The organism is Neobacillus mesonae (assembly GCF_023715155.1).
Lineage (GTDB): Bacteria > Bacillota > Bacilli > Bacillales > Cytobacillaceae > Neobacillus > Neobacillus mesonae_A.
In genome coordinates, this window is the sequence record NZ_JAMBNQ010000018.1 from 36,380 (window position 1) to 54,473 (window position 18,094).

The following is an 18,094-nucleotide window of genomic DNA, read 5'->3' on the forward strand; positions in this document are numbered from 1 at the left end:
TAAATCTTCTGAATATGTATGACAAAAATATTTTTTTACAAGAACAACTTTCTCCTACATAAATATTCTTAAGATTCATTTCCCCTTCTTGCACTTGTTCAAGTTCTCATGAACGTTTTATCGGGATACTCTCTCCCTTCACGAGTTTTCGTGAACACTTTATGAGGACAATTTTTCCTTCCAATCCACTTCACAAGTGCTCATGAACAATTTTTAGGAAAAATGCATTTCTTCAAAGAAACAAATACAAAAAAGACCCCAATTGAGGTCTTTCCATCTAATTCTTCATCTTCGGGTCCAGCACATCCCGCAGCCCGTCTCCCATTAAATTAAAACCAAGTACTGTCAACATGATTGCCATCCCAGGGAAAAATAGTGTCCAAGGGGCATTGGTAATATAATTCTTTGAATCAGCGAGCATTTTTCCCCATTCCGGTGTCGGCGGCTGTGCGCCCATTCCAAGGAATCCGAGAGCAGCCGCTTCAATAATGGCCGTAGCAATTGCTAAGGTTGCCTGAACTATTACCGGAGAAATACTGTTTGGTAATATATGCCTAAACAGGATCCGGGAATCCTTCATTCCAATAGCCCTGGCTGACATAATGTATTCTTCTTGCTTGACACTCAATACTTTTGAACGAACGAGTCTTCCAAAGTTGGGTATATTGATGACTGCAATCGCAATCAAAGCATTTTGCAGTGATGGACCAAGAATAGCGACCACCGCAATGGCTAATAGAATACTTGGAAATGCCAGCATGATATCGAAAATCCGTGAAATGATTGTATCTACCCAGCGCCCGTAGTACCCGGCAATAATACCAAGGAATGTCCCAGCCGCAACGGAACCTAGTACTGAGAAAAATCCAACCCATAAAGAAATTCTTGCTCCATATAATACCCTTGAAAAAATGTCACGCCCAAAGTCGTCCGTGCCAAACCAATGTTTACTTGATGGGGCCTGCATCCTTTCAGACATGACCTGTTCTTTAAAGCCATACGGTGCCACCCATGGGGCAATGGCAGCAATAATGATAAAAAACAGGACAATTGCCAGACCAATGACAGCTAAGCGATTTTTATAAAAGGACCGCCATGCTTCCTTCCATGGTGGTACAAACTTTTCTTCAGCAGCAATCGTTTGAATTTCCGTTGTATTTTTTGCAAGTTCTGCCACGGGCTCCCCCTCCCTTACTTGGTATATTTTATTCGCGGATCAATAAAGACATATAATAGATCAACGACCAAATTAATGAAAACAAAGATGGCAGCTATGATCAGAATACCAGACTGGATAACGGGATAATCCCGGTAACCAATCGCATCATATAAATATCTGCCGATGCCCGGCCAGCCGAAAATTGTTTCCGTTAAGATTGCTCCACCTAAAAGCAGTCCGGTTTGCAGGCCGATAACGGTAAGGACAGGAATAATGGCATTTTTTAACGAATGTTTATACACTACCCAGAACATTCTTAACCCTTTTGCTCTGGCAGTACGAATGTAGTCAGATTTCATTACCTCCAGCATCGTTGCCCGCGTCATTCTGGCAATAATCGCCATGGGGATGGTGGCAAGTGCAGCACTTGGTAAAATTAAATGCTTTAATACCACAGTAAATTGATCAAACCTTCCCTGTAAAAGGGTATCAAGTAAGTAAATATTCGTTACCGCTGTAACCGGATCCCTGACATTCTCTCTTCCAGTTGTGGGCAGCCAGCCTAATTCAATCGAAAACACCCATTGCCCCATTAAACCGAGCCAGAAAATTGGCATGGAAACACCGATTAACGCAAATACCATTGCGGCATAATCAAACCATGATTTCGAGAACCAAGCACTAATAATCCCTGCATTCACCCCGATTATGACAGCAATAATAATAGCGACTAATGTTAACTCAATTGTTGCCGTTAAGTAAGGCCAGATTTCCTCATTAATCGGCACCCTTGTCCTAAGTGAGATTCCTAAATCTCCATGCAATAATGCTTTTATATAGTCAAAATATTGTATGTACCATGGCTGATTCAGTCCTAACTGCTTTGTCAGTTCCGCAACGGACTCCTTCGTCGCTCTTTGTCCAAGAATTACCTGTGCCGGGTTCCCTGGAATAGCATGAATGATAGCAAAAACAACCAGCGTCATGCCGATTAAAACAGGAATTAATGAAAAAATTCTCCGGACTGTGTACGTAAGCACGATACTCACCCCTTTTTAGGCTTTCCAACAGTTACTCTTTTTTGGATTCGCGGATAAATGGCCATGATTCGCGGATATCCTGCTGCAATCCGCGGATCTTCCTCAAATACGCGGATAAATACCAAAAATTCGCGGATAACCATTTTTCAAATAGAATTGTTACCAAAAAGGGAGGCAAGAAACCTCCCCCTTTTATTGCTGCTTATTTAAATTCGACTTTGCTTAAGCACTCAGAACCGGTAGGATGCGGCAGATAGTTTGCCACGTCTTTTGATGCCGCTAAAAGCGGTGTGGAGTGAACAAGCGGCACCCATGGGGCATCCTCATGTACAATTTCTTGTGCTTTCTTATACAACTCATTACGCTTTTCTTGATCAGCAACAGTTTGGGCCTCAATTAAAATTTTGTGAAGCTCGTCATTGCTGTATTGTGCATAGTTATTGCTGCCAATGCTGTCTTTGTCTAACAATGTGTAAATAAAGTTGTCAGGGTCTCCGTTATCACCTGTCCAGCCAAGCATAAACATGTCAAACTCACCTTTATTTGCTTTTTCCAGATAAGTGGCCCAGTCCACTGATTTGATATTTGCTTTAATATTAATTTTACTTAAGCTTTCTTGAATAACCTCAGCAACCTTTTGAGCTTCCGGCATGTATGGCCGTGCTACAGGCATTGCCCATAGGTCAATTTCGAATCCTTTTTCATATCCTGCTTCTTTCAACAAGGCCTTTGCTTTTTCTAAATCAAACGGATAATCTTCAATGGCGTCGTTATACCCTTCAATAGAAGGAGGCATTGGGTTTTTTGCCGGGAGCGCTTTACCACCATAGAACGCATCGATAATCGTTTTCTTATCAATTGCATGGTTAATCGCCTGGCGAACCAGCTTATTATCCAATGGCTTACGAGTAGTTGTTAAACCAATATAGCCGATGTTCATAGATGGACGTTCGATGATTTGCAGCTTATCGTTTGCTAAAACAGTGGCTTCATCAGAATTATTTAATCCATCCATTACATCGATTTCGCCGTTTGCAAGAGCATTAAGACGCGCTGTATTTTCCGGAATCACGCGGAAAATAATTTTGTTCAGCTTCGGAAGATTTTTATCCCAGTAGTCTGGGTTCTTTTCAATCACAATACGGTCATTTGGCTTCCACTCGACAAATTTGAATGGACCTGTTCCAACCGGGTGGCTTCTGAAGTCATCACCATATTTTTCAAGTGCTGCGGGGCTTGCAATTCCAAACATAGACATAGCCAGGTTTTTCAAAAATGGAGCCTGCGGTCTTTTTAAAATAAATTGTACCGTATGGTCATCAAGGGCTTTAATGTCTTTAATGACGTGCCCTTCATCCTTCTTAAAGCCGCCAAACATAGTGTAGTAAGGGAATTTCTCTGCATCCCCGTTCATCCAGCGGTTAAAGTTGTAGATCACAGCATCTGCATTGAAATCGGTGCCGTCATGGAATTTTACCCCTTGACGAAGATGGAACGTATACGTTAACCCATCATCGGAAACTTCCCATTTTTCGGCAAGTCCGGGGTGAATGGTTGTATCCTGTTCTCCATAATTTAATAAGGTTTCAAAAATATTAATAGTTACCTTGAAGGTTTCCCCCTCCGTTGTGGTAATTGGATCTAGTGAAACAGAGTCACCGCCGCGGCCATAAACAAGCGTATCCTTTGCAGGAGCACCTCCTTCTTGAGGTTTCTTTTTCTCGCCTGCCTCGTTACTTGTTTCACTGCTGCAGCCAACTAAAAACATACTGATGGCTAATAATGCTATCAGCAGCATATTTAACGTCCTTTTCTTCATGTAGTTTTCTTACCCCCTAAAGTTTTATTTTTCTATCATAAATGCGGCCCATCACTCTTTATATAAATGACAGGCAACATAATGACCATTTACAACACGTTCCTTTGGTCTTGTCGTTTTACAAATGTCCATGCACTCGCTGCATCTTGTATGAAAAGCACAGCCCGAAGGAGGATTAGACGGACTTGGAAGGTCTCCCTGGATTAAAATGGTTTCCTTTTTCACATCCGGGTCAGGAATCGGCACCGCCGAAAGCAATGCTTTCGTATAAGGATGCAGCGGGTTGTCATACAGCTCTTCTCCTTCTGACAATTCTATTAATCTTCCTAAATACATCACGCCTACCCGGTCGCTGATATGGCGGACTACCCCTAAATCATGAGCAATAAATATATAGGTGAGCTGGAATTCTGTCTGGATATCCTTCATCAGATTAAGCACCTGTGCCTGGATGGACACATCAAGTGCAGAAACCGGTTCATCCGCAATAATCAGCTTCGGCTTTGTCATTAGAGCTCGTGCAATTCCGATTCTCTGACGCTGGCCGCCGCTGAATTGATGGGGGTATCTTTTTGCATGGTAACTGCTTAACCCAACCACCTCCAGCATTTCTTTTACCTGCTTTCGCCGCTCCTCTTTCGTTCCGATTCCGTGGACAATTAATGGCTCTTCTAAAATTTGTTCGATAGAATGCCTTGGATTAAGCGATGCATATGGATCTTGAAATACCATTTGAATATCACGGCGCACCTTTCGCAACTCTGATTTAGACATTTTGGTAATTTCTTTATCCTCAAAAACAATGGATCCGTCACTTGCTTCAATCAACCGCATAAGAAGGCGCCCGGTTGTTGATTTACCACAACCGGATTCCCCGACAATCCCTAATGTTTCACCCTTATTTACGGAAAAAGAAATATCATCTACTGCCTTCACTTCCCCCTGTTTTCTTCCTAAAATACCGCCGTTTATCGAAAAATATTTTTTTAGTCCCTTTACCTCAAGAAGTAACTCCGGCATGTTCGTCTCTCCTCCCCTTCAATGTATGTAGGAAACAGCGCACTTCATGTCCTTCGTTTTCTAATTTATATAAATCTGGTGTCTCGTTTTGGCATTTTTCAAATACTTCGGTACATCTTGCAGCAAAACGGCAGCCCTTGGGAACAGATCCTGGTGTGGGAACAGTTCCAGGTATGCTGTAAAGGCGTTCTTTCTTGCTTTTTAGATTTGGAACCGATTTCAATAATCCCTTTGTATAAGGATGCTGTGGATTTTTTAAGATGGTTCGAACATCTCCTTGTTCGACCACTTGCCCTGCATACATTACGATGATCCGTTCACAGATTTCAGCGACAACCCCTAAATCATGGGTAATAAGAATAATGGAAGTGTTGGTTTTTTGATTTAAATCCTTCATTAACGCCAGAATTTGCGCCTGAATAGTGACATCAAGAGCTGTAGTCGGCTCGTCCGCTATCAGTACCCGCGGATGACAGGCCATAGCCATCGCAATCATGACCCTTTGACGCATACCTCCGGAGAGCTGATGGGGATATTCTTTTAAAATCCCCTCTGCCCTCGGAATCCCCACCAGTTTTAATAATTCAATGCTTTGTTTTTTCGCATTTGCTTTTGAAACTGTCGTATGTAATCGGATAGCCTCCACTAATTGATTGCCAATGGTAAACAATGGATTAAGAGATGTCATTGGTTCTTGAAAAATCATTGAAATTTGATTGCCTCGTATTTTCCGCCACTCTTTTTCAGGGAGATCTTTGAGGTTTTTTCCATCAAAAATGATCTCCCCCTCCTCAATTCTTCCGGGTGGGGAAGGAATTAACCCCATGGCTGCGAGGGATGTAACACTTTTACCACTCCCAGATTCCCCTACAATCCCGAGAATTTCCCCTTCTCTTAAGTCAAAGTTTATTCCATCAACTGCTGGCAGGAACTTCTTCCCAGATTGAAAAGATACCTTTAAATCCTTTATTTGCAGAATAGGTTCAATACTCATATTTCCACCTGCCTATTCATTTTTTATTTATCAAAAATATCATAATATACTAAATATTACGGTAATTATAACATACTATGTACCCTAAAAAAACTTAAAAATGGATATAAATTCAAAAAGACACCTAACACCATAGCGGGTACAGTTCCGCCGTGGGGTCAGGTGCCAGGATCATCAAGGCTTTATTCCTGTATAATGAAGAATGGCATCTCTTAAAAACTCAGCAGTTCCAGGCTGTTCTTTATCATAGTAGGCTTTGAATCTTTCATCATCCACATACATTTGTGCCAGGCCAGCATGGGCTTCCTTACTATATTTCTGCCAGTAAAACTTAAGCCACTGTTTGTGCAGATTAGCTGCCTTTTGTGCAAGTTCTCCAGCCGGGTCACCTGTTTTCATCGCTTCTGCAAGAGTTTTTGTTATTTGTTCAGCCAAGGCTGTGACTTCATCGTATTGTTGCTCCGTCATGTTTTGAAGTTTGGCATTTGATTGATTTACTGTATCCCCTCCATATTTCTGACGAATTTCCTTACCGTACTCTTTCTCGTTTTCATCGATCATTTTCTTTTTAAAGCCTTCAAATTTTTCTTTATCCGACATTTCGAATCTCCCTTCTGAATGTGCGATTGTTTTTTCGACATTCTCGATTAGTCTATTTAATTGTTCCCTTTGTTCGAGGAGCTTTTGTCTATGTTCTCTTAGTGCTTGGGAGGCATCAAATGCAGGGTTTTTTACGATTATTTTAATATCATCTAAAGCTAATCCAAGTTCGCGGTAGAAGAGAATTTGCTGCAGCAGATCCACTTCTTTCCGGCCATAAATTCGGTAACCTGATGAATTTATTCTAGCAGGCTTAAGCATGCCAATTTCATCGTAATATCTTAAAGTTCTTGCACTGATTCCCGCCAAACTTGCCAGCTTCTGCACGGTATACTCCAACTTGTCACCTCCTCGTAATTTTACGATACACCTTTACGCTGCGTTAAGGTCAATCATGAATTTACAGTTAAATAAAAATGGGTGCCTGACACCGTTGTCAGACACCACTGGATGTATCTTCATTACTCTTCTGTTGCTTCTTTAATTCGTCTAATCAATTTTTCACGGAATACTTTCTTCTCCACTTTCAGTGATTTTACTAAGGAAAAAATCATCAGAATCATGATAATGGTGAAAGGGAATGCTGCGATAATGGAGGCCGTTTGCAGTGCTTCCAAACCGCCTGCCCATAATAATACAGCAGCAGATGCAGATTGAATAACTCCCCATGTCAGCTTTACACGATTTGGCGGGTTTAAGCTTCCCCCAGTTGATTGCATTCCCAACACAAATGTGGCGGAGTCAGCTGAGGTAATAAAGAACGTTCCGATTAAAAAGATAGCAATATAAGACATGATTGTTCCAAGTGGAAATTGAGAAAGCACCGTAAAAAGGGCAATTTCCTGTCCTCGGTTATTCACAATCTCATTAATTCCCGCATGCTTAAAAAATTCCAGCCATACGGCTGAACCTCCGAATACAGAAAACCATAAAGCACCAAACAATGTCGGAACCAATAATACTCCTATAATAAATTCCCTGATTGTTCTTCCTTTTGACACCCTTGCAATAAAGGTGCCTACAAATGGCGCCCATGCAATCCACCACGCCCAGTAAAAAATCGTCCAATCCTGCACCCACGTATTTTGTTCGAAAGGACTCAGCCTAAAGCTCATCGAAACTAAATTTTGTAAATAACCCCCAAGTGTTGTTGTAAATAAATCCATAATAAAATTGGTTGGCCCTGCAAAAAGCAGGAACAGCATTAATAAGATGGCTAAAAGGATATTAGCATTACTAAGAAATGCAATTCCTTTCTCTAAACCTGTAGATGCTGATAACATGTAAAAAAACGTCACAATGATTATAATGATAAGCTGGGTTGTAAAAGTATTATGAATTGCCGGAAACAGGTAGGATACACCACCACTGATCTGCGTCGCACCAAATCCTAATGATGTGGCAACTCCGAAAACTGTTGCAAAAATGGCAATAAAATCAAACAATACTCCAAGCGGACCATTTACCCGGTCACCGAATATTGGTTTTAATATTTGGCTGACGACCCCAGGTGTATCTCTTCTAAAATTAAAATACGCAAGGATTAGGCCGATAACCGCATATATTCCCCATGGATGCAGGCCCCAATGAAAAAACGAGTAGCGCACCGCTAGTTTGGCCGCCTCTGTTGTTTGTCCCTTTCCCGCTGGAGGATCATAGTAATGTGATAATGGCTCTGCCACACCCCAAAACACAAGACCTATACCCATTCCTGCGCTAAACAGCATGGCAAACCATGTTAAGATGCCAAATTCAGGCTCGTCCTTATCCTTGCCCAGTTTAATATTTCCGTACCTGGTAAAAATCATGGTCAGAGAAAACACAAGAAATCCTGTTGCTGAGAGAAGATAAAACCAGCCAAACTTTTCAATAATAGAAGTTTGAATCACATTCGTCACATGCTGTAAATTTCCATTTGGGAGAACATCTTTCGGAACGACTCCCCAAATAATGAACAGAATCGAAACTACAAGTGCAACCCAAAAAACTCTCGTCGTCTTTTTCATAAAAGAACACCTCTTCCCATCTAACATCCTATTCAAAGTATTCTTTAAGACGAAACATCCTATTCTAAAAATGCCATTTAAAATAAGTCTTCTTTTGGTATTGTTTGTCCTCCCTCCTGCATACAGTTGAACAAAAAGGAGGCTGGACAATGAGTATATCTTTTTCAACGATGAAACTTATTCGATATGTGGTTGCCTATGTTTTTATTATTTCCGGGCTAATGAAGCTCTTGAATACGGAGACTGCTAATCATTTTCTTAGTTTTGGTCTTCCTTATCCCAATATGATGCTAAAGCTTGTCATTATTTTAGAAATTGGCTGTGGTATTTTTATTTTAGTAAATAAATCTGTCAAAACAGCAACTGTTCCGTTAATAGCTATTATGATTGCTGCCATCTTGATTACAAAACTGCCCTACTTAAATTCTGGTCTGCTTAATTTTGCCTTTTACTCAAAACTTGATATGGTCATATTAGTTTTGTTGATCATCCTTTATAACCGAAATCCATAACTGAAGTTGTATGTAAATTATTTGTGAATATCAAATAATAAAGTACCAGAAATCCTATTGTGCTGTACAGCTGATAGAATCTTTGGTACTTCGCTCCTTATTTATTTAACACATATTTAAAAATAAATATTGGATGATATACGAGAAGCCATGGCCCAAGGTATCTGATAATCGTATCCATTTTCTGACGGTAGATAGGACTGAAGCAATAAACCTTGCAGTTGGAGCATGTCGGTTTATTCTCACCAAAGCGGCAAAATGAGAGTTTCAATAAACAATAATTTCTTAATTCCTGACATTCGTTACATAATTGTTCGTGGTGATGTTCCTTATGACAATAGAGTTCAATCATTTGTTTCACTAATTCTTTTTCCTTCAGGATATTCGGTCCGGTATTCAGTTCATATAAACGTGCTCCCATACTGTATGACTCCCTCCGATTAAAATCCATTTCCTTATCTTGACATTATCATAAAAGGACATCGTGAATTTCGGGGAACATTTACAGAATTGAAACAATTTTATGGAAGAAATATGAACTTTTGGATTGTTCGTATTCAAAAAAAAAACTCTGAGATTGGATCCAGAGTTTCTATGCGCCTATTGTTTTTTGTTGTGCTGCTTTTAGACAAGTTTGCAATATTTCAAGGTTTGCGTGTTCATTTTTATGAATCATGGCTTGATAATCAGGCAGAACCATGTCAACTGGAGAAATATGTTCCTCACCGCAAATGTCTATCCCTTCTACTTGTTTGCTCTTGATAAGCATTTCCAAGTAGTGGGTTAGTGTATCAAGTTTCATCATACCTTGATCCCAGTTGGTTTCTACTTCAGCCGTATTCAACACGTCTTTATCGATACTGATATAAATATTTTGAGTATGAATAGTGGATAAAATTGATTTTAATGAATAATGATGTCGTTCGTCAAGCGGAAAAATGGTCACTTTTCGATGCTGAATAGGATGCTTTGAAATCGTAGTTGGTCCAATGATGACAACTTGCTGTAATAAAGGGATGTCATTCAGGGCATAAGCGACCCATGAACCACATGAAAGCAAACTCTCACCTTGCACCTCACCCATCCCAAGGTCTGGATGGTTGTCAAATAATACGAGGGTGAACGGCTTAGTTATTTCTTTTAACATTAAATACGTCATATAATGAAAGTTTCCGCTGCCAATAAAGGTAATTCCCATCTGGGCTCTTTTTTTCAAATACCGTTTTAAAATAGTTAATGAATCTTCTTCGCAAAATAAATTAACATGTTGAATGTGACGAAAATCAAGGTCTTCATGTTTGTAGTTTAATAGTTTTGATTGTGCATAATATGTTTCATCAAAATGCATAATACTAATCCCATTTCTAATTAACCCCATGTTCCTTCATCTCCTATAAAAAAACATTTCAGTATAAGGCATCAGCTGGTTATATATGAATTAGAATTATATCTACTATTATATCACTTTTAGCAAATGGATCCATTTTCCTGCCTTTGGACTCTTTAATTGGAATTTTCTACATAATAATAGTTATAATAGTTTAATAAACTGGACTTTTTTGGCCAAATTTGGGGGTAACAGATGAACGAAAATGAAAATCAAAAGATGTACCACATTTTTTTAATCATCGGAATCATTTTTATTGCCTTTAACCTGCGGCCGGCGATTACATCAATTGGTCCTATTATTGGTTTAATGCGTGAGGATTTAAGTATATCCAATGGAACAGCAGGCTTTATTACAACACTTCCCTTGCTTTCCTTTGCCGTTTTTTCTATTCTGGCACCAAAAATCGGCCAGACTTTAAGTAATGAACGGACAATTTTGCTTGGATTAATTGTTTTATTAATCGGAATCGTCCTTCGATCAACAGGAATGATTACCGCTCTTTTTCTAGGCACCTTATTAGTCGGTATTGGGATTGCCATCGGGAATGTCTTGCTTCCAGGCATTGTTAAATCAAAATTCCCTGATAAAGTCGGGATTTTGACCAGTATCTATACCACATCCATGAATGCATTTGCAGCACTTGGATCAGGAATCAGTATTCCTCTTGCTCAAGGGTTAGGACTAGGCTGGCAAAAAGCACTTGCTTTTTGGGGAATCCTCACCTTGATTACTATCTTTATTTGGGTGCCGCAGCTTCGGGGGAAAATGAGCAAAAGAACCGCTTCTCAGGGCGGCCACTCTTCTTTTAAAGCATTATGGAGTTCCTCTATCGCATGGCAGGTGACTTTTTTCATGGGTCTGCAATCTTTTTCCTTCTATTCTACCATTGCGTGGATACCAGAAATAGTTGAAAGCAGCGGGATGAGTTTATCCGCAGCCGGATGGATGCTGTCCTTGATGCAGATCGTCGGTTTGCCGGCAACTTTTTTCGCACCGGTGCTGGCTGGACGGTTTCAAAATCAGAAAGGCCTAGTTCTGGTAATCGGAGCCTGCTACTTAACCGGAACTTTAGGACTAATTGCCGCCTCGGCTTATTGGATGATTGTTTTATCCATTGTTTTCATCGGAGTTGCCCAGGGGGCAAGCATTAGTCTTGCACTTACCATGATTGGCCTGCGTACAACAAGTGCCAAGCAGGCAGCTGATTTATCCGGGATGTCACAATCCATTGGCTACTTGCTCGCGGCTATTGGACCAAGCCTCATCGGCTTTTTATTTGACCAAACACATTCCTGGATCATACCGCTGGTTATTTTGTGCGTTGTGGTTGTCCTCATGACAATTGCAGGTGTTGGAGCTGCACGGAATCAATACGTGGTAAAGGATACGGCGGTTAATAATTAACTTAAAAGGAATCCGGGTCCGGAAATGTTCTTATTTTTGGGGACTTTTGGTGTGGGCTTGAGCCCTTTCTTGTTCTCATGGGATGTTTATGAGAACTCTGCGTCCTTCCCTGTCCTCATGAAACGGTTATGGGGACCCTAGGCGGGAACTAGAATCCTTTTTTGTCCTCATGAAGCAGTTATGAGGACTCTGCGCGGGAACTAGAAACCCCTTTTCTCCTCATGAAGTGATTATGAGAACTCTGCGCAGAAACTGAAAACTATTTCTGTCCTCATAAAAAGGAGCAGCCCAAACGGCTACGCCCCTCCATTATCCAATTAAATTCAACTGTTCCCGCACCCCATCAATAATATCAAGCGGTGTTACCCCATAATGGGATAAAGTTTTGGCTTTCTCCTCCCCAGCCTTTGCATGGAGATAACTAGCTGCCACTATAGCGTCCAAAACTCCTGCCCCTTGAGCTAAAAAAGAGGTAATCAAACCTGTCAGTACATCGCCGCTTCCACCTTTCCCTAAGGCATCATGACCGTATGGATTAATATAAACCTCACCTAGAGGACCAGCAATCACTGAACGATGTCCTTTTAACAGCAAATAAACGGAATTTTCCCTGGCAAATTTTTGGGCAGCATCTAACCTGTTCTCTTCCACCTCTTTCACTGTACAATTTAATAACCTAGCCATTTCTCCAGGGTGCGGAGTAAAAATGACATCTCCTTTATACTGCCTGATCCTATCCAGCTCATTACGCAGTAAATAAAGGGCATCTGCATCCACCACCACGGACTGATTTTCCAATAAACCAAACAAGGTTCCAAGCCATTTTTCACCGCCGGAAAACCGGCCCATCCCAGGTCCAATAGCGATACTGTCAAACTGTGACAACCTTCCTGCTAGTTCTTCCAGTCCTGCTTCTGCAAAGTGGCCATCCGCCTCTGGCAATGGTAAAAACAGGGATTCCGGATTCTGTGCAGCAGCCATAGGATAGATATTTTTCGGGACCGCTAATGTGACAAGGCCTGCCCCAGACTTTAACACTGCTTTTGCTGTAAAAATCGGCGCTCCCACAAAATGCAGCGATCCGCCAACGACAAGCACATGGCCAAACGTCCCCTTATGTCCCTGCTGAGGCCTGACAGGTATACATTTTTTCGCTAAACTTTCCGTAATCACCTTTGGCAAATCAAATTCCAAATCCGCTGCAATGGAAGGGGGGACAGAAATATCAACTGCCTTCCACTCTCCTATATGCTTGGGACCATCCTGCAGGAAAAATCCTTTTTTCGGGAAAACAAACGATATGGTTTTATCAGCCTTAATCGCAGCCCCAGCCACTTTACCGTTATCACTGCTTACCCCAGAAGGAATATCAACAGAAATTATTAATTTTTCTCCGTGGTACTCATTTACCATCGAAATGACAGAATCAAAAGGCGGTCTAACCGGACCATTGACACCTGTTCCTAAAATTGCATCGACAATAATATCTGCTCGGTCTAATACATTTCGAAGGTCTTTGATAGTATTTTCTTGAAAGTAAAAAATCGGCAGTTTTCGATTAACATATACATTAAATTGAATTTTCGCATCCCCTTTAAGCCGTGCTGGACTTGCCAATAAACACAGCGATGGTTTGAGGCCCAAATCAAACAGCCTGCGGGCAATGACAAAACCATCTCCGCCATTATTTCCTCCCCCCGCGAGTACCACTACTTTCGGACTTTCACATGAAGCGCATCTTAAAATTTCTTCAACAACAGCCGCCCCGGCGTTTTCCATTAAAACGACTCCGGGCAGCCCTATTTTATTCATTGTATACTGGTCCATTTGCTGCATTTCCTTCTGACCTGCTGCAAACATTGTACATCCGCCCCTTCTATATCGCTTATCTCTATTATAAAGATAATCTTACGTCAAAATTAAACACTTGAAGGAACTTTTTTCACTTTAACACCCTTTTTTGAGCTCAGTTCTGGATGAATTCTTCGAATGACTGAAGGTCTTGCAAGGACAAGAATAACACCGATAAACAGCAAAGAAGAGACAATAATAGTCCATTGTGCTGGAAAAACATCGTACAAGAAACCAAATAACACCATTCCAATCGGCATCAATGCCATTGCCATTGTTTCCAATATTGAAAATACCCTTCCCTTAAAACGGTCATCAATTTGTTTTTGCAAAATAACCATGATTGGCGTATTGGTCGTCATGTCCATTGCTCCCAGCCCCAGCTGAAGCACCATATAATAGGCAAATATTATGTGATGAGGAAACTTCAGCATTAATGGCATCGAAATGGCCATCATAATAACCCCCATACCTAGAATCCCCCATTTTGACACTAGTAATGGATATCTTACTTCTTTCCGAACCGTGTAATATATCGACAACAATAACATTCCGGCAGCAAAAGCCCCTTCTGTCAAGCCAAATTGCTGAGATGTCATTTTTAATTTTTCAATCAGAATAAATGAATAACCAACCTGATAGGCACCAAAAAAAAAGTTAATTAGCAAGGCAATCCATAGGACAATCATCAATAGTGATTGTGTTTTGATATAATCAATCCCAGATTTCATACTTTCCCAGATTGGTTCTTTTTCATCATCTTCTGTATTCTTGCTGGTAAACAGATTAAAATTCATGGTAGATTCTAAAATTACCGCTATACTTGATGCTGCCATGTATACAAAGAGAAACGTTGACATTGATACTGTTCCATACAACAGTCCCCCAATTGCTGGGCTTCCAATAGATGCAAAGGAAATGGACATTTGATTTAAAGACATGGCTTTTTGAATCCGGTCCTGATCAACAAGACCTGTAATAGAAGAGGAAAAAGCGACACCGGAAAAAATGGATGTTAGGGATAAGATGCATGAGGTAGTGTAAATAGCGGATAAAGACAAGCCCGTTTTAAAACTAACAATGAGCAGTCCGGCAATTGCCAAGGATGAAGCAATTTGTGAAAAAATAACAATCTTCTTCCGCGAATAATTATCCACAATGTACCCTGCAAACGGTGCTGCAATGGTCCGCGGTAATATATTGCAGATTAAATTAGCTGCAAAACTTGCTGCAGAACCTGTTGCCTGCAAAATATAAAAACTAATCGCAAATGCATAAACCTGTGCACCAAAAGTAGAAATCATTTTGCTAACTGTTAACGTCCAAAGATGATATGTGGCCTTTTTTACCTTTAATGAATTTTTCAATTAAACCCCCGCCTCTAAATGTTTAATTTTATTAAACAAATTATATCATGGCATCCTCTTCCTTTTCAAGCTAAAGTTTAATATAATTAAACCAATTGATAAATTAGTCTAGGAGTGAAATATTTTAATGTTAGGTGAACGAATTCGAGAAATACGAAAAAGAAAAAAGATGACACTTGAAGCTCTTGCTGGTGACGAGCTGACTAAGGGAATGCTCAGCTTAATCGAAAATAATAAGGCGAATCCATCAATAGAAAGCTTATCTTATATCGCCGGGAGATTGGGGGTGGAAGTAAGCGAACTCCTTGAGGATATCAGTTCTCAGAAACTGCGGGCATTGCTGGATGAGGCAGAAAAAATTTTTAATCTAAATAAAGCGGAAGTACCAAACAAATTTGAACAACTAATTGCGCTGATTGAGCCCTATATTAAAAGCCTTTCACAAGGATATGAATCTGCACGTTTATTAGAGATTTACTGCCGAAGTCTTTATCAGGAAAAGCAGGACGGATGGCAGGAATTATCCAAAAAAGCGGCTAATCTGTATGATGACATGAATCTGACATCTAAACGGGCTGGTATTGGAATCTTCTGGTCAATGGTAAAATTTATTCAACATGACTATTCAGGATCTTTAAGTATCTTTTTACAGGAACGAAAACAATTGGAGGCCAAACACCATTTTATTGACCCTATGACAAGGGTTGACTTGGATTATCATGAAGCTATCCTCCATTTCGCTATCGGTGATTCGGAGGCGGCGGCGGCTGTAATGAAAAATGCAATTCAATTTTCAAAAGAGCATCGAATTTTTTATCGGATTGATGATTTATACAGGCTTGCTGCAGCACATGGCTTAATGACAAAAGATAAGGAACAGCAGCAGCACTATTTATTAAAATTAAAGCAATACGGCGATTTTACCGAGGATGAGCAATCCCTTATTTTTTATGATCTTTTTCAAGCCTTGTCACTTAATTCAGAGGAGGAAAAATACCACGAGGCCCTTGGCATAATCGATAAATATTTATCCGATTCGAAAACAGATGAAGACTACAGGGCTTGGTTCCTTCTAGAAAAAGGAAAATCATTATTTGGTTTAGGCAGGCTGTATGAAGCTCTCGTTTGTCTGGAGGAAGTGGAAATCCCTGACTATGCTCATCATCCATATGATTTATCCTTGTTTTATATAAAAGATTCGTATAAAGCACTTTGCCACGCTGGGCTTGGTAATCAAGAAAGAGCATTGCGGGAGGCAAAAACGGCTGTTAAACATTTTGAGGAGATGCCGCCTACACCATACAAGGAATTTGCTCTCGAAACGTATAATTCTGTTAAAAAATGAAATTCGCTGTAATTCGCGTCAGGATTTAAGTTGCTTATGACTTTGAAACACAGCATAATAATTTTTTAGTGCATGGAGGCAGCCTTTTTTCTTTTGTCCGCACTCTATGAACCTCTCTTAGTGTGAGGTTCTCTGCTCTTTCCTTGTATTCGCGTTCTATGGGACCTTTATAGTCCTCGCCCTCTGCTTTTTCCTCAAAATTATGTGCCCGAAATCTGATTATTTTCGTAACTATCCATACCACAAAAATTTAATCCATTCAAAACCATAATTTTTTCACTCAACTATCAACCCACGAAAAAAGGCAGCCCTGCGCTGCCTTTTTAATATCACTATTCATATTTAGATGGATCCACAAACAAAATATACCCTAGATAAATCACAAAACATATGGCGGTTGTTAGGAATCCCCAGCCAAGGATGATTTGATCGATAACGAGGTAATTATTACACAGCTGTACAGGTGCATCAACATATAACCACCCCATAACAAAAAACAAAATGGTAAAGAGAATGATAACAACGTTCCTGCCAATCTTTCCTAGTCGTTTCCAGCTATCCCTTAGGGGAATTCCGGCTAATAATGGTAAACTGATAAATTTAAAGATTTCCATTCCTGCTTCATTTAATGCTTCATCCATTGTTCTCGGTAAAGTCCAAAAGGAAACGATGATGATAAATAACATAATACCAGGCAGGCCGTTTCGATTCCATTTTTCAAAAAAGCCGGGATAACGTTCTTGAAAAAACTTCGCTATTAGAAATCCAGCAATAATAAGCATTGGCATTTGCATGTGCATATGGATAATCATGACGGATTCCATTATCTTCGCAACCGGCGGAAGAGCCAGGAAAATAATCATAAATAAACCTACTAGTAATTGCGTCATGATTACTCCCCTTCTTCCTGTTTAAGAATATTGATAACTGTTTTAGCTGCTTCGTCAGGTTTCTTATAATCTAAAACATCCACTAATGTACCCTTTTTATTCACTAGGTAAAAAGCTGAATTATGGGCAAACGTTCCATTTTTATCAGGAATGACAATAACCCCAAATGCCTTCAGTAAAGTATCCAATTCCTTATGATTTGGAATTCTAGCCATTCTCCAAGTTTCCCCATCACTATGAAAATAAGTTCGATATTTTTCCAATGTCTCAGGCGTATCCCGCTCCGGATCAAAACTAATACTTAAGAAGGTTATATCTTTACCCAAGTATTTTTTTGGTATTTTTTTATAAACTTGTAACATATTCATTTCAAGCTGCGGGCAAACCGTTGTACAGGATGTATATAAAAATGTAACGAATACATATTTATTTTCAAATTCAGAAATCGAATATTCCCGACCTTTGCTGTCTTCAAAGTTGACATTTGGAAATTTCGGTCGATCATGCATTAATTTGTTCACTCTTGCCTTCTCTGCGGTATAGGCAGTAAATCCATCTGTTCCAAAAAAGAATAGACTAAAACCAAATATAATTACGATGATGCCAGCTAATGTGGTTTGCCAATTTTTCTTGATCATTATGATCACTTCCTGCTTAATTTAGCATAAAGAGACAGCCCTATCTATCGAGCTATCTC

At 40.0% G+C, this 18,094-nt stretch carries 16 protein-coding genes; 3 read left to right on the forward strand and 13 right to left on the reverse strand.

Annotated elements, in window-relative coordinates; translation table 11 throughout:
- Nucleotides 1–277: 277 nt before the first annotated feature.
- From nikC to M3183_RS15320, 7 genes are all read right to left on the reverse strand, one after another.
- Nucleotides 278–1,177 carry a nickel transporter permease gene (nikC, locus tag M3183_RS15290; RefSeq protein WP_251470999.1) on the reverse strand — a complete coding sequence of 300 codons (900 nt, stop codon included), beginning with the start codon at nucleotides 1,175–1,177 and terminating at the stop codon, nucleotides 278–280.
- 14 nt (nucleotides 1,178–1,191) lie between these two features.
- Nucleotides 1,192–2,199 (reverse strand): ABC transporter permease, encoded by a 1,008-nt coding sequence (locus M3183_RS15295; protein ID WP_251471000.1) that lies wholly within the window; start codon nucleotides 2,197–2,199, stop codon nucleotides 1,192–1,194.
- A gap of 202 nt (nucleotides 2,200–2,401) precedes the next feature.
- Nucleotides 2,402–4,018, reverse strand: coding sequence for an ABC transporter substrate-binding protein (locus M3183_RS15300; protein WP_251471001.1), 1,617 nt, complete (start codon nucleotides 4,016–4,018; stop codon nucleotides 2,402–2,404).
- 51 nt (nucleotides 4,019–4,069) lie between these two features.
- Complete coding sequence (locus M3183_RS15305) at nucleotides 4,070–5,038, reverse strand: ABC transporter ATP-binding protein (protein WP_251471002.1); 969 nt, start codon at nucleotides 5,036–5,038, stop codon at nucleotides 4,070–4,072.
- On the reverse strand, nucleotides 5,019–6,032 hold the full coding sequence (locus M3183_RS15310; protein ID WP_285879967.1) for an ABC transporter ATP-binding protein: 1,014 nt from the start codon (nucleotides 6,030–6,032) through the stop codon (nucleotides 5,019–5,021). Before M3183_RS15310 ends, M3183_RS15305 begins: the two co-directional genes overlap by 20 nt.
- A 174-nt stretch (nucleotides 6,033–6,206) precedes the next feature.
- On the reverse strand, nucleotides 6,207–6,971 hold the full coding sequence (locus M3183_RS15315) for a MerR family transcriptional regulator (RefSeq protein WP_251471004.1): 765 nt from the start codon (nucleotides 6,969–6,971) through the stop codon (nucleotides 6,207–6,209).
- 122 nt (nucleotides 6,972–7,093) lie between these two features.
- Nucleotides 7,094–8,638, reverse strand: a complete 1,545-nt coding sequence (locus M3183_RS15320; RefSeq protein ID WP_251471006.1) for a glycine betaine uptake BCCT transporter — start codon at nucleotides 8,636–8,638, stop codon at nucleotides 7,094–7,096.
- A gap of 149 nt (nucleotides 8,639–8,787) precedes the next feature.
- On the opposite strand from M3183_RS15320, the gene M3183_RS15325 reads away from it, so the two are divergent.
- Nucleotides 8,788–9,150 carry a DoxX family protein gene (locus tag M3183_RS15325; RefSeq protein WP_251471008.1) on the forward strand — a complete coding sequence of 121 codons (363 nt, stop codon included), beginning with the start codon at nucleotides 8,788–8,790 and terminating at the stop codon, nucleotides 9,148–9,150.
- Between the two features lie 97 nt (nucleotides 9,151–9,247).
- Here M3183_RS15325 and M3183_RS15330 read toward each other — a convergent pair whose 3' ends face one another.
- Entirely contained in the window at nucleotides 9,248–9,571 is a 324-nt protein-coding gene (locus M3183_RS15330; RefSeq protein ID WP_251471009.1) for a nitrous oxide-stimulated promoter family protein, read from the reverse strand.
- 171 nt (nucleotides 9,572–9,742) lie between these two features.
- Nucleotides 9,743–10,528, reverse strand: coding sequence for an arginase family protein (locus tag M3183_RS15335; protein ID WP_251471010.1), 786 nt, complete (start codon nucleotides 10,526–10,528; stop codon nucleotides 9,743–9,745).
- 204 nt (nucleotides 10,529–10,732) lie between these two features.
- Between M3183_RS15335 and M3183_RS15340 the strand changes: the two genes are divergently transcribed.
- On the forward strand, nucleotides 10,733–11,944 hold the full coding sequence (locus M3183_RS15340) for a CynX/NimT family MFS transporter (RefSeq protein ID WP_251471011.1): 1,212 nt from the start codon (nucleotides 10,733–10,735) through the stop codon (nucleotides 11,942–11,944).
- A 309-nt stretch (nucleotides 11,945–12,253) separates the two neighbouring features.
- On the opposite strand, the gene M3183_RS15345 is transcribed toward M3183_RS15340, so the two are convergent.
- Entirely contained in the window at nucleotides 12,254–13,804 is a 1,551-nt protein-coding gene (locus tag M3183_RS15345; RefSeq protein WP_251471012.1) for an NAD(P)H-hydrate dehydratase, read from the reverse strand.
- A 59-nt stretch (nucleotides 13,805–13,863) separates the two neighbouring features.
- A complete protein-coding gene (locus tag M3183_RS15350; protein ID WP_251471013.1) occupies nucleotides 13,864–15,162 on the reverse strand; it encodes an MFS transporter in 1,299 nt (432 codons plus the stop codon).
- A 127-nt stretch (nucleotides 15,163–15,289) separates the two neighbouring features.
- On the opposite strand from M3183_RS15350, the gene M3183_RS15355 reads away from it, so the two are divergent.
- Nucleotides 15,290–16,507, forward strand: coding sequence for a helix-turn-helix domain-containing protein (locus tag M3183_RS15355; protein WP_251471014.1), 1,218 nt, complete (start codon nucleotides 15,290–15,292; stop codon nucleotides 16,505–16,507).
- 332 nt (nucleotides 16,508–16,839) lie between these two features.
- Here the strand turns inward: M3183_RS15355 and M3183_RS15360 are convergent, their stop codons facing one another.
- Both M3183_RS15360 and M3183_RS15365 read right to left on the reverse strand, forming a co-directional pair.
- Entirely contained in the window at nucleotides 16,840–17,397 is a 558-nt protein-coding gene (locus M3183_RS15360; RefSeq protein ID WP_251471015.1) for a hypothetical protein, read from the reverse strand.
- 2 nt (nucleotides 17,398–17,399) lie between these two features.
- Nucleotides 17,400–18,035 (reverse strand): SCO family protein, encoded by a 636-nt coding sequence (locus M3183_RS15365; protein ID WP_251471017.1) that lies wholly within the window; start codon nucleotides 18,033–18,035, stop codon nucleotides 17,400–17,402.
- Nucleotides 18,036–18,094: the final 59 nt, after the last annotated feature.